Here is an 11,817-nt window from a genome sequence, read left to right as displayed (position 1 = left end):
TAAATTTTCTCCGATAATTAATGGAATAATTATGTTGGATAGTTTTAAGTTGGATCCTTCTTCTGTAGAAGGAGTTGAGGATCTAATTGAGGTGAAATCTCCCTACTTTGCGCTAGAGGCTTTACATTTTGACGCTGACGGCTGGCTTGTTGCTAAAGTGCCTGTGCAATGTCAAAGTACATATGAAAGTAGTTTAATGGATGTCGCGGAGATTGGTCGACACTTGGCAATTTTGGGCTCTTGTTTTGGCGCTTTGGCCAATCCAGTAAGATCCAAGCATTACTACTTGGCGCGCAAAGCTGATTTGAAAACTTATGATAGCTTTGTTTCTGATATGCGCCCTGATTACCTTCTGGCTCGAACCAAAGCCGTATTTGCCAGTAAGAGAGAGTTAGTTGCTGAGGCAGAATTGTTAGACCCTGCTGGTGAAGTGGCGGCACGACTTAACGTGAAATATCATGTAATGCGAGAGCGATCTTTCCATAAGATATATAGTGATAGTATCCATGATATCACTCCTGTTATTAGCGATATTAACCCTTACTCCAAAAGTATTGATATTAATGTACATAATATTGATCTAATGTCTCTGACGGCAAGTATCGGTAGAGTTACTCCAGAAATGTGCATGGGGCATTTTGATAAGGTGAAAGCGTTGCCCGTTGCTATTGCCTCGCAGAGCCTTATTAAGTCATGTTGTATATTTTTGAGGCGGTTGACAGGTGAAGATAGTGCTCGTTTTATAGTTACTTCTGCGGATTTGTGTGCGGACAACTTAGCGCTAGCAGGGCAAGATGTAGATATAAAAGTAGAACTCTTAGATGTTGAAAACGATGTTTTTATTGTTCGTACTATAGCTACAAATAATTTGGGGCAGTCTGTCGGTGAAATGATCACCCATATTGCAATGGTGGATTAGTCTTTGTAAATTTCATTTGATATTTTATACAGATCAAGGGAGCTGCTCTTTTGATCTGTATCCACTCCATGTGCATCGCACAATCTTATTAGTATCAATTTAGTTACCAAGTCTTCAATATTTTGGCGATTCTGCAGTCTTTACTAACTAGTACACTCTCCTAAATTTAGACGCCTTAACGATAGTATCTCTTCGCGTGCAGTAATTTTCCACCTATCCATCCTCTAGAGCCATTCAGCATAAGTTTTTGCCTCTTATCCTCTCCAGAGACAGTTCATCGCACTGTCCTGAATGGTATTTGGATGCTAGGTAATCTATTAAAAATTCAGAAGCAAGGAGAAGTGTAATGAAAAGGTTACTTGTAATAATGGCTTTAAATCTTGGGGTAAGCGTTTCATCCTTTGCTGCCCAGGACGCAAAAATGGAAGATTTGTACCAAAAAGCGGCAGCACAGGGTGGGACGGCGATAGAGGAGTCCTATGAGGCTTTTAAGACATTACAGAAAGATAACCCTTCTGATCCTATTGTACTTTTTTACCTGGGGGCTAGTGAGACTCTAATGGCAAAAGAAAGCTGGTTGCCCTGGAGAAAGGTCAGTTATGCAGAGAATGGAATTGCCCGTATGGATAAGGCGCTCACCATAATTGAAGAAATGGAAAATCCTGGTCGTTCCTCTCAGGGGATGCCTCAAGACTTGCTGCTCAAAGGAATTGCTGCAACAACTTTTACTAAGGTGCCAAAGTTCTTTAATTCTTTTGACCGTGGGTTTGAACTTTATCATGAGTTGATGGGTGATCCACGCATGGGATATATGCCGCCAGACGCTACTCACTGGATTTACTGTGGCGCATTGCAGGCTGCAGAGCTTGAGGGTGACAAGGAGTTAGTGAATTTATGGGGAGCAAAGGCTGAGAGTCATGGCATATCAAATCCATGTGGTGATGCTAAAAACTCTGACTAATAGTACGAACAGGTAGTGAATCTATGTTACAGCTCACTCATATTGAAAAGACTTACACTTCCGGTGAGGTTCAACTTCGGGCGCTAAAAGATGTGAATCTGGATATTGGAGCAGGCACTATGGTAGCTCTGTGCGGACCATCGGGGTCTGGTAAAAGTACCTTGTTAAATATTTGCGGGCTACTGGATCATGATTACAGCGGAGAAGTCTGCTTTGCCGGCGAGGTGCTGAGAAAAAGCCATCGGCAGTCAATGAAGATCCGTCGTACCCAGTTGGGTTTTGTATTCCAAAAGTTTAATTTGGTTCCGGTAATGACAGCCTTTGAGAATGTAGCCTTTCCACTTCTTTTAAATAGAATGAAAGAAGGTGAAGTAAGACGGCGTGTAATGGGCATGTTGGATCATGTCGGGCTGTCCCAGTTTTCCAACTACAGGCCAGATCGACTTTCAGGTGGACAACAGCAGAGAGTAGCAATCGCTCGAGCACTGGTGCACCAGCCCAAACTAGTAATTGCCGATGAACCTACGGCCAGCTTGGATAGTGTTACCGCACAACAAATTATTGAGTTAATGAAAAATTTAGGAATGGAGCAAAAAACAGCTTTTATTGTTGCCAGTCATGATGATCGAATGACTCGTCATTGCGATAGAGTTGTTGAGCTGAAAGATGGTGTAATTCTGCAGGAGAGTGCTTTATGCGTCGCTTAAAAGTCGCGGTTTTAAATTTATTGCGCAATCGCCGCAGAAGCTTTCTTGCCGTTGCAATAATTTCCATTGTGGTGACGGCCTTGATGACCTCCGGAGGTTTTGGCCTATTTACGTATCAATCCCTTAAAGAGAACGCGGCGCGTAGTGAGGGGCATTTGGTGCTAACACAGCCGGGATATTTCTCTTCTGATGAGGATTTTCCTCTTCAGCTGGGTTTAGATAATGCCAATAAATTACGTAGGGACTTGTTGGTTGGGGAAAATGTGAAGGCTGTGCAGCCTAGAGTTTATCTGCAAGGGTTAATTTCCAATGGTGATAAATCTACTATTTTTTTAGGTCAGGGGATATTGCCAAGTGAATTTCGGGTGAAGGGGCCTTTTCTAAATGTCACTGAGGGCAGTATTTTATCAAACCGTGAAGATGTCAGTGATCCTGAGATTATGCTGGGTAAGGATCTCGCAAGAAATCTTAATGTAAGCCCTGGGGATTATATTACTTTAATGTCCTCTACCGTTCATGGGGCCCTCAATGCAATGGATTTTAAGGTTAGGGGAGTTTTCGGGACGGGTGTTCCAGATATGGATAAGCGTCAAGTATATATTTCGGTTCAGGCTGCGCAGTTCCTGTTAGATAGTGAGCGGGTCTCAACCATGGCAATCTATGGCTACAATCTTGATAAGACAGCGAGTTTGCAAGAAAAACTGCGTGAGTTAGTTCCAGAGCTGGAAATTACCACTTGGGAGGATCGTGCCTTTTTCTATCAGGGAGTAAAGAATCTTTATGACCGAATTTTTGGGTTGATGGGGATCATTATGGCGTTGGTTATCTTTGTCTCGCTTTTCAATACGCTGGCAATGTCGGTAACAGAGAGAACACGGGAAATAGGTACCCTGTCCGCATTGGGTGCATCCAAAGTGGAATTGATAACAGGGTTTATATTGGAGGCTTTAGTACTTGCTGTAGTGGGTTCTTTAGCAGGTGTTATTTTGGCTGGTCTGATAAGCGCCGGGTTGATGATGTTTGATATTACTATGCCGCCACCTCCGGGAAAAACAACGGGATATCCTTTGACTGTTTATTTCTCTATTAACTTGGCTTGGATGATTTCGGTTGCAATAGCTGCGATATGTGTTTTTTCATCCTTCCTTGCGGCGCGGAAAGGAGTCAATAAACCGATTACTGAGGCATTGGTCCATGTATAAATTAAGATTAGGCAGAGTTAGCTTGGCGATTGGTTTGTTGCTGATGTTCTCTCCCTTTGTTTCAGCTGGGACTGAGGAGAAGGAAAGTCATTTTTCCGCTGTACAGGTAGAAAGCATGTTGGCCAAAGCCGATTCCTATCGTCTTGGAGAGTCATCTTCAAAAGTTGTCACCAACATCCAGGTTTTTAAACAGGGAGAGTTAGAAAGCGAAGATCGCTACCATGTTTATACTCGCCCTGAGAGAAAATCATTGGTGGTATTTAAAGGTGTTGGTGAAGAGGGGCAAAAAATGCTGATGCTGCAGGATAACTACTGGCTATTGATGCCCCGCAGCCGCCGCCCTATCCGCATTACACCGATGCAAAGATTGCTGGGGGAGGCTTCAATTGGTGATATCGCCACTTTGACTTGGAGCCAGGACTATCGGGGGCAATTCGAGGCAAGTGAAATTCTAAAGGATAAATTGACCCACAAACTTCAGCTGGAGGCAAAAACCAAAGGAGCCAGCTATCAAAAGATAACATTGTGGCTTGATAGTGAGAGTCTCTTCCCAATCCAAGCGGAGCTTTACTTGAAATCTGGAAAATTGGCTAAGGTTGCGCATTTTGTATCAGGGGTAAAGGATGAAGAACTATTTGTGGAGGAGATGGTATTAGTTGATAGTATCAAGGCTACCACTGAAACCAGAGTTCACTACGAAAGTAGTACTGCGCATCAGTTAGCGGAAAAATTCTTCAATCCGGCATACTTGAGTCGACAGTCAAAAATGGATCTGTGAGAGTGGATCTGAGCGGGTAACTTCCTCTGCCAGTATCAATTCCGATACTGGCAGAGGTGCGGAAAATTAGGCTGCCTCAATTGATGTTATTTGAATTTTCCGCTCTTCGGAAAAAGCTCTATCAAGCTCTTCTGCCTCCCTGAGACGTTTTATTTTATCAAAGAACAATTGGGCTTCAGGAAAAGCCAATTTCAAGTAAGCGAGCCATTGCTTAATACGATTGCCCAGATACTTGGAAGGGTAAACTTCTCGGGTGGTTTGATAGTAACCCCAAAGAATTTCAATAATCTCTTGCCAGCCCATTGCTGTATAGCTCTCACCTGAGCAGTAGGCTTTTATCTGCTTGCCCAAATCTGGCCTGGCTAGCAGGCTGCGACCAAACATAAATGCTTGGCATCCGGTTACTTCACGGCAGCGTTGAAATTCCTCAAGTGTCCAGATATCCCCGTTGGCAATGACTGGGATTTCGAGTTTTTGGCGAATTTCACCGATGTATTCCCAGTAGGCTGGGGGTTTATAGCCATCGACTTTGGAGCGAGCGTGTACTGCCAGTTCATTTGCGCCGCCAGCTGCTGCGGCCTGGGCGTTATCCATATAGCTAGAGCGATCATTAAAGCCCAGTCGGATTTTTGCGGTGACAGGGATGTTTTCCGGGACAGCGCGGCGAACCGCTCCTACAATAGCTTCCACTCTGTGAGGGCTTTGCAATAGGCAGGCGCCACCGTCGCTGTTATTCACTGATTTTGCAGGGCAGCCGAAATTGAGATCAATTGCTGTAGCACCGAACTCAACTGCTTTTACTGCATTAATTGCCATTGCATTGGGGTTGCCGCCTAACAGCTGTAACCGTACTGGAATCCCGCTTGGGGTCTTCGCACCTTTGTCGACCTCTGGGCACAAGCGGGTGAATACTCTGCGAGGCAAGCGAGTATTAGTGACACGAACAAACTCTGTAACACAGATATCGACCCCTCCAATGGCGGAGAGCAGGGCACGTACGTGATGGTCGATTACCCCCTCCATTGGTGCCTGGTAAATCGTAGGTTCTGGGGTAGGTGTCTTGTCGGTCATAAGTCAGTTGAGAGGTAAATCATAAATCTAAAGGCGCATATTCTATCAGCAAGTTATTGTAATGGCGCAAAATTGATCATTCTTCAGTATATAAAAGTAGGAGAAATAAACTCAGTCTATTGATGTTTTGCACCAAAATTGGGCGTGGTAATTTAGACCCCTCCGTTGCCCCTGAAACCAATAAGTGTTTGATTTTAAAAGCAACTTGTATTGATAATAGAAAAATATCAGCATTTTGGAACTAACGAATTTTTCCTGTGTGCCCGCTCTTTTTGGGGGAGGGCCAGGTGCAGCGGCGGTTGAAATTACCGGTCTAGGGAATAAGATTCCGATGTGCAGAAATTTGGGACGGCTGGGCTAAGTGAGATTTTCCCGGGCAAGTTTATTGGTTGTACGACATAAATTTGTTTAATTGTGAGCGAAGATTTTACATACGCACAAAATATCAATTGGGGTGTTTCAGCTGTCCTGAATAAATAGATACATAAATTCGTAGTGTTACGGGCACAGATGAAACCGTCCAGGATGGATGGTTTTATTGCCTGGTGCCAGGGGGAATAAACAGTGCAAGAAACACTTTTGCAACAGGGGTTAGATATCACCCTGTTTGGTATGGGAATTGTTTTTACTTTTCTGCTATTGCTGGTGATCGGTACCGGTATTATGTCGAGAGTCATCTCCCGCTTTTTCCCCGAAGCGGAGCCCGTATCCCACGCGCCTTCCCGAACCGCTGGGAATGATAAGGCCCATTTACATGCGGTGATTAAAGCGGCGATCGAACAGCATCGCAAAAGACGCTAACCACCAATCGCTTCCAAACAATTTCCAATAATTTCTGCCGAGAGAGATAACCCATGACTGAGGTTAAAAAGCCATTGGGGATTACCGATGTAGTCCTGCGCGATGCCCACCAGTCACTGTTCGCTACCCGACTGCGACTGGACGATATGCTGCCGATTGCTGAGAAGCTCGATAAAGTTGGCTTCTGGTCTCTGGAGTCCTGGGGGGGCGCCACTTTCGACTCCTGCATACGCTATCTCGGCGAAGATCCCTGGGAGCGTATTCGCGAACTGAAGAAAGCTATGCCGAACACGCCTCAACAGATGCTGTTCAGGGGACAGAATATTCTCGGCTACCGCCACTATGCGGATGACGTGGTTGAGAAGTTTGTAGAGCGCGCTGCAGTCAATGGGGTAGACGTGTTCCGCGTGTTCGACGCGATGAACGATATGCGCAACCTGAAAACCGCACTGGCTGCGGTGAAGAAACAAGATAAGCACGCTCAGGGCACCATCTCCTATACCGTGAGCCCAGTACACACCATGGACTTGTGGGTGGATCTGGGGCGCCAGATCGAGGATATGGGAGCGGATTCCATCGCGATCAAGGACATGGCCGGTCTGCTGCGCCCCTATGAGGGCTACGAGCTGGTGAAACGTTTGAAGGCCGCCGTGGACATCCCCATCCATATGCAGTGCCACGCTACTACCGGTTTATCTACGGCTACCGCTCTCAAGTGTATCGAGGCGGGTATCGACAACGTGGACACCGCGATCAGCTCTATGTCCATGACCTATGGTCACAGCCCAACCGAAGCGTTGGTGGCCATTTTGGAAGGCACTGAGCGGGACACCGGGCTGGATATTAACCTGCTGGAAGAAATTGCGGCTTACTTCCGTAACGTCCGCAAGAAGTACGCGAAGTTTGAGGGTTCCTTGAAAGGCGTGGATTCCCGCATCCTGGTGGCCCAGGTACCCGGTGGCATGCTCACCAATATGGAAAACCAGCTGCGCGAACAGGGTGCCGGGGATCGCCTGGATGATGTACTCGAGGAAATCCCCCGGGTGCGTGAAGACCTGGGCTGTATCCCGCTGGTTACTCCCACGTCACAGATTGTGGGTACCCAGGCGGTGCTCAATGTTCTGACTGGAGAGCGTTATAAGTCAATCTCTAAAGAGACTGCCGCCGTCTTGAAAGGCGAATACGGTGCAACACCTGCCGAAGTTAACCAGGAGCTGCAGGTCCGGGTACTGGATGGGGCGAATCCGGTTACCTGTCGTCCGGCAGACCTGTTGGCACCAGAGTTGGACAAGTTAACCCTGGAGCTTCAAGAGAAAGCGGGTGAACAAGATGTGGCCCTGACCGATGGTGAGGGGGAGATCGACGATGTGCTTACCTATGCACTCTTCCCGCAGATTGGCCTGAAGTTCCTGAAGAACCGTGGTAATCCAGAAGCTTTTGAGCCAGTACCTACCGGTAATGAAGGTGCTGCAGTCAAGAACGACAAAGGTGAAGAAGTTTACACGGTGACTGTGGAGGGGCAGAGCTACACCGTCACTGTGGCCGATGGTGGTGACTTAACCAATATTGCCCCTGTGTCCGGTGGTGCTCCAGCATCTGCAGCTAGTGCACCTTCCATGCCTGCTACCGGAGGTGAGCCGGTTAATGCGCCTCTCGCTGGAAATATCTTCAAAGTAATGGTGAAGCCTGGGGATCAGGTGAGCGAAGGCCAGGCGGTGTTAGTACTGGAAGCGATGAAGATGGAAACTGTGGTGAGTGCCCCTCGTGCCGGTAACGTCGCCAGTGTGGCAGTAAAAGAAGGCGATTCAGTGGCGGTGGGTGATGCCCTGCTGTCTATTGCATAGCCAAAGGTAGGAGTCACACGTGGATAATCTGATTACTCTTTGGCATTCCTCCGGTGTCGCGCAAATGGCATCGGGCCAGTTCATTATGATTTTGGTGGGCCTGGGCCTGCTGTTTTTGGCCATTCGCAAGAACTTTGAGCCCCTGCTTTTGGTACCTATCGGTTTCGGCGGAATCCTGGCCAATATTCCCGGTGCTGATTTGGCACTCTCAGCCGTAGAGACAGCCCTTACCCAGGGAGATGGAACTGTTTTGGCGCAAATGGCCCAGATCCTGGGCCTCGATAGTACTTCAGCTTTACCCGCGCTAAAGGAAGCTCTGGCCAGTGCGCCGGCAGCCGTGCAAGTACAAGCAGCTGAGTTTGCCCGGGATGCCGGTTTCAATAACGGTATGCTGTATAACTTCTATTCCGTAGCTATTGCTTCCGGCATTGCGCCGTTGGTAATTTTTATGGGCGTAGGGGCTATGACCGACTTTGGTCCGCTACTCGCCAATCCGCGCACCTTGTTCCTCGGTGCAGCGGCCCAGTTTGGGATCTTTGCCACGGTGCTCGGTGCTGTGGGTCTCTCGGTAGCGGGAATCATGGACTTCTCAATCGCGGATGCCGCTGCGATCGGTATTATCGGTGGAGCAGATGGTCCCACAGCTATCTATGTTTCCAGCTTATTGGCCCCAGACCTGTTGGGGGCTATTGCTGTAGCGGCTTATTCGTATATGGCGCTAGTGCCTATGATTCAGCCGCCGATTATGCGAGCCCTGACCACTGAGCAGGAACGCAAAATTGAAATGGTGCAATTGCGCCATGTGAGCAAGCGGGAAAAAATTGCCTTCCCGATGTTGCTGCTGATTTTGGTGGCCCTGTTCCTGCCAGCTGCTGCACCGCTGTTGGGTATGTTCTGCTTTGGTAATTTGATGCGTGAGTGCGGAGTCGTTTCCCGATTGTCAGACACTGCTCAGAATGCGCTGATCAATATCACCACTATTTTCCTGGGACTTTCCGTTGGTTCAAAATTGGCGGCAGACAAATTCCTCGATCCTAAAACCCTGGGTATTTTGGCTTTGGGTATTGTGGCGTTTGCGATCGGCACAGCGGCTGGCGTGTTGATGGCTAAGTTGATCAATGTATTCAGCAAGCACAAGATTAACCCATTGATTGGTTCTGCCGGTGTTTCTGCCGTACCTATGGCCGCGCGGGTGTCCAACAAAGTGGGACTCGAGTCCAATCCTCACAACTTCCTGTTGATGCACGCAATGGGCCCCAACGTAGCCGGTGTTATCGGTTCTGCGGTAGCTGCGGGTGTGATGATCAGTATGGTGCGGAGCCTTACTGGCGGGTAACCAAAATCCATGGCTTTGGAAGAGAGGGCGAACAGTGTTCGCCCTTTTTTGTTGACCTAAAACAAATGCATTTTGTCCGCTTTTGCTGGTTAAAACAGATCCTTCTGATTTAAATAATGTGAAGAGGCAGTCATGGATGGATTTGGTACGCTTATCAGGTCAATAGAGCATCTCCATCGATAGAATTCATTTTGAGTTAAGGTTAGTTGCGCTATATTCCTCCCAAAATGTTTACTGGAATAAAATTCATTAGGAAGTAACCCCAATGCGTAGTTTGCCATTCTTAATTGCCTTTGCTCTTTTCTCCACCAGTGCGTTTGCACATGATAATCATCAAACTGCGGAAGAAGTTCGCCTGTTAAAGAAAGAGGTGGTTAAGCTCCGTAAAGAAGTACGCTCTGAACACAAGCAGAGTGTGGGATCTGAAAATGTTCGTGACTTAGAAAAAGAAGTGGTGAGGTTGCGAAAAAATGTCCATCGGCTTCAAGATTTGATTTTGGAATTACAGGCGAGTATTGAAGCTCAGTCTGAACTCGTACATCCAGTTCCTGTAGAGGAGCGCCCTAAGTGGGCCTGCTATATGTCAGATGTAAAAGCTGGCGGTATTCACTCTAAGGGTTTTAGTCGTATTGAAGCGAAGGGGAGATTACTTGAAATTTGCTCTCAACGTGGTGGCCTTTGCTTTGAGAGCGGAATTAAATGCTCCGATGAGTAGTAACTAACAGCTAGTTTGATAGGGGGCAGCAACTCTTGAGTGAGTATGCGTCCCTGGCTACCCCTTACAAAGGAAGGACGATAACTATTAGGTGGGAGTACAGCTCAGCAACCCCTGTCCATACTTAAGCTTCTTATCTAAGGTTGCCTAGTTTGCTGAAGTGAGTGTCTAGGATCTTATATAAAAAGTCACGCCCTTGCTGATGGAGTTTCTCTGAGGAGCCATAGGTCTTAAAGTATTCAGGAAATAGTTGGGCAATATCTTCACTGGACCACTCTAGGTGAAACTGCAAACCCATTATTCTTTTGTTGAATAAAAAGGCCTGATGATGGCACAAATCAGATTCAGCCAAGCAGCTTGCCCCCTCCGGAATTTCAAAGAAATAACTATGTGCCTGGAACACATTCTCAAAATTAAAATTCAGTGCTGTTGTAGACCTTATAGGTAGCCAGCCCATTTCCTCTTGAGGAAGTTGGCGGACCTCTGCTTCCAATGCATATGCAAGAATCTGTGCCCCAAGGCAGATGCCCAATATTGGGATCGGAAGTTCAATGCAGTTTTTTACCCATGCAATCTCATTGGCAAGCCAGGGGAGCCTTGCGCGCTCACAAACGTTCATCATCCCACCAAGGATAATAACTCCGCTAAAGCCGCTTTGAGGAAGTGGTGACTTCTGGGGGTTAATGATAGAAAGCGGTATTCGCTTCTCTGTAGCCCAGTCATAAATATACCCCGGGCCCTCATTCTCCTCATGTTGGATAATCAGTATCGGTTTGGTCATTTACTGGAAATCCTGACTTTCAAAATACAGCTCTTCCTTATAGTGGATGCCGGCTTTAGTTAGGCTTTTTGGCCAGCTATCTTTCGAAAGCGGTTTTAAACTGCTGCTATAAATGTCGCTGGAAAAATTATGGTCGGTGCTGACCAGCAGTATTTGGTCGAAGCTGGGGGTGGATGCAATTTCATGCACAAGCAAAGTGTAATTTTTAAGGAGTATTAATTGGTAGTGCCCATTTTCTGTTCGGGTAAGGGGGCTGTCCATTAGTCGAGAGGTTACCCGGAAAGTAACAGCTTGCAGCGCAAGTTTTCCTCCTCGTTCAAAATGCCCTGTAAACATTTGGGCGTTAAAGGCATTGAGTTTTCCCTCGCGTAGTTCGCGTAAAGAAAATTCCTCTGGAAGCAATGTAACTAACTCGTTTCGCTTGAGGAGGTTTTGCACCTCCTCCTGGTCATCAGTCTCCAATTCCAAAATAACTTGATGACTGTGTTTTCCGCCATGTAGTGGCATGTGTGTGGCAATAATTTGCCCGCCGACGGTAAACAAGGCCATGCCATGAATTCCGATCGAATTGTCACTTCGTGCTAATGAAGGTTGTGCGGAGCATACGCTTGAGCTGATTGTCAGAGCGAAAAAGAGAAGAATATTTTTCATCGGTTTTGTGTAGCTATGACCTTGGATGCAGGGGATTCTAAGAGTACTCTA

The 11,817-nt window shown here is 46.9% G+C and carries 12 protein-coding genes; 9 read left to right on the top strand and 3 right to left on the bottom strand.

Going from position 1 to position 11,817, the window contains the following annotated elements; genetic code table 11:
* Nucleotides 1-31: 31 nt before the first annotated feature.
* The 5 genes from ACJJIQ_RS12925 to ACJJIQ_RS12905 all read left to right on the top strand — a co-directional run bounded on the left by ACJJIQ_RS12925 (nt 32) and on the right by ACJJIQ_RS12905 (nt 4,567).
* On the top strand, nt 32-919 hold the full coding sequence (locus ACJJIQ_RS12925; protein ID WP_445362099.1) for a hypothetical protein: 888 nt from the start codon (nt 32-34) through the stop codon (nt 917-919).
* 346 nt (nt 920-1,265) lie between these two features.
* Complete coding sequence (locus tag ACJJIQ_RS12920) at nt 1,266-1,880, top strand: hypothetical protein (protein WP_445362098.1); 615 nt, start codon at nt 1,266-1,268, stop codon at nt 1,878-1,880.
* Between the two features lie 23 nt (nt 1,881-1,903).
* Nucleotides 1,904-2,587, top strand: a complete 684-nt coding sequence (locus tag ACJJIQ_RS12915) for an ABC transporter ATP-binding protein (RefSeq protein WP_445362097.1) — start codon at nt 1,904-1,906, stop codon at nt 2,585-2,587.
* Nucleotides 2,575-3,789: an ABC transporter permease gene (locus ACJJIQ_RS12910; RefSeq protein WP_444927291.1), complete on the top strand. Its 1,215-nt coding sequence runs from the start codon at nt 2,575-2,577 to the stop codon at nt 3,787-3,789. Before ACJJIQ_RS12915 ends, ACJJIQ_RS12910 begins: the two co-directional genes overlap by 13 nt.
* A complete protein-coding gene (locus ACJJIQ_RS12905; RefSeq protein WP_444927292.1) occupies nt 3,782-4,567 on the top strand; it encodes an outer membrane lipoprotein-sorting protein in 786 nt (261 codons plus the stop codon). Before ACJJIQ_RS12910 ends, ACJJIQ_RS12905 begins: the two co-directional genes overlap by 8 nt.
* Before the next feature lie 66 nt (nt 4,568-4,633).
* Here ACJJIQ_RS12905 and ACJJIQ_RS12900 read toward each other — a convergent pair whose 3' ends face one another.
* Nucleotides 4,634-5,638, bottom strand: coding sequence for a tRNA dihydrouridine synthase (locus tag ACJJIQ_RS12900; protein ID WP_444927293.1), 1,005 nt, complete (start codon nt 5,636-5,638; stop codon nt 4,634-4,636).
* A 564-nt stretch (nt 5,639-6,202) separates the two neighbouring features.
* Here ACJJIQ_RS12900 and ACJJIQ_RS12895 point away from each other — a divergent pair.
* The 4 genes from ACJJIQ_RS12895 to ACJJIQ_RS12880 all read left to right on the top strand — a co-directional run bounded on the left by ACJJIQ_RS12895 (nt 6,203) and on the right by ACJJIQ_RS12880 (nt 10,334).
* Nucleotides 6,203-6,439 carry an OadG family protein gene (locus tag ACJJIQ_RS12895; RefSeq protein WP_444927294.1) on the top strand — a complete coding sequence of 79 codons (237 nt, stop codon included), beginning with the start codon at nt 6,203-6,205 and terminating at the stop codon, nt 6,437-6,439.
* Between the two features lie 53 nt (nt 6,440-6,492).
* On the top strand, nt 6,493-8,283 hold the full coding sequence (gene oadA / locus ACJJIQ_RS12890) for a sodium-extruding oxaloacetate decarboxylase subunit alpha (RefSeq protein WP_445362096.1): 1,791 nt from the start codon (nt 6,493-6,495) through the stop codon (nt 8,281-8,283).
* Between the two features lie 19 nt (nt 8,284-8,302).
* A complete protein-coding gene (locus tag ACJJIQ_RS12885; protein WP_445362095.1) occupies nt 8,303-9,619 on the top strand; it encodes a sodium ion-translocating decarboxylase subunit beta in 1,317 nt (438 codons plus the stop codon).
* A 265-nt stretch (nt 9,620-9,884) separates the two neighbouring features.
* Nucleotides 9,885-10,334, top strand: a complete 450-nt coding sequence (locus ACJJIQ_RS12880; RefSeq protein ID WP_444927297.1) for a hypothetical protein — start codon at nt 9,885-9,887, stop codon at nt 10,332-10,334.
* A 133-nt stretch (nt 10,335-10,467) separates the two neighbouring features.
* On the opposite strand, the gene ACJJIQ_RS12875 is transcribed toward ACJJIQ_RS12880, so the two are convergent.
* Nucleotides 10,468-11,115, bottom strand: coding sequence for a type 1 glutamine amidotransferase (locus tag ACJJIQ_RS12875; protein WP_445362094.1), 648 nt, complete (start codon nt 11,113-11,115; stop codon nt 10,468-10,470).
* A complete protein-coding gene (locus ACJJIQ_RS12870) occupies nt 11,116-11,766 on the bottom strand; it encodes a hypothetical protein (protein WP_445362093.1) in 651 nt (216 codons plus the stop codon). It abuts the gene before it with no gap.
* Between the last annotated feature and the right edge of the window lie 51 nt (nt 11,767-11,817).

This window comes from Microbulbifer maximicatervae (SeqCode), from assembly GCF_052468295.1.
The sequence above is the reverse complement of the archived record's forward strand: the minus strand, read 5'-3'. Positions and strand labels throughout refer to the sequence as shown.

Coding starts and splice junctions, on each gene's coding strand:
- oadA (WP_445362096.1), top strand. CDS start 6,493: ATGACTGAGGTTAAAAAGCCATTGGGGATTACCGATGTAGTCCTGCGC.
- ACJJIQ_RS12870 (WP_445362093.1), bottom strand. CDS start 11,766: ATGAAAAATATTCTTCTCTTTTTCGCTCTGACAATCAGCTCAAGCGTA.
- ACJJIQ_RS12900 (WP_444927293.1), bottom strand. CDS start 5,638: ATGACCGACAAGACACCTACCCCAGAACCTACGATTTACCAGGCACCA.
- ACJJIQ_RS12875 (WP_445362094.1), bottom strand. CDS start 11,115: ATGACCAAACCGATACTGATTATCCAACATGAGGAGAATGAGGGCCCG.
- ACJJIQ_RS12915 (WP_445362097.1), top strand. CDS start 1,904: ATGTTACAGCTCACTCATATTGAAAAGACTTACACTTCCGGTGAGGTT.
- ACJJIQ_RS12910 (WP_444927291.1), top strand. CDS start 2,575: ATGCGTCGCTTAAAAGTCGCGGTTTTAAATTTATTGCGCAATCGCCGC.
- ACJJIQ_RS12880 (WP_444927297.1), top strand. CDS start 9,885: ATGCGTAGTTTGCCATTCTTAATTGCCTTTGCTCTTTTCTCCACCAGT.
- ACJJIQ_RS12905 (WP_444927292.1), top strand. CDS start 3,782: ATGTATAAATTAAGATTAGGCAGAGTTAGCTTGGCGATTGGTTTGTTG.
- ACJJIQ_RS12920 (WP_445362098.1), top strand. CDS start 1,266: ATGAAAAGGTTACTTGTAATAATGGCTTTAAATCTTGGGGTAAGCGTT.
- ACJJIQ_RS12925 (WP_445362099.1), top strand. CDS start 32: ATGTTGGATAGTTTTAAGTTGGATCCTTCTTCTGTAGAAGGAGTTGAG.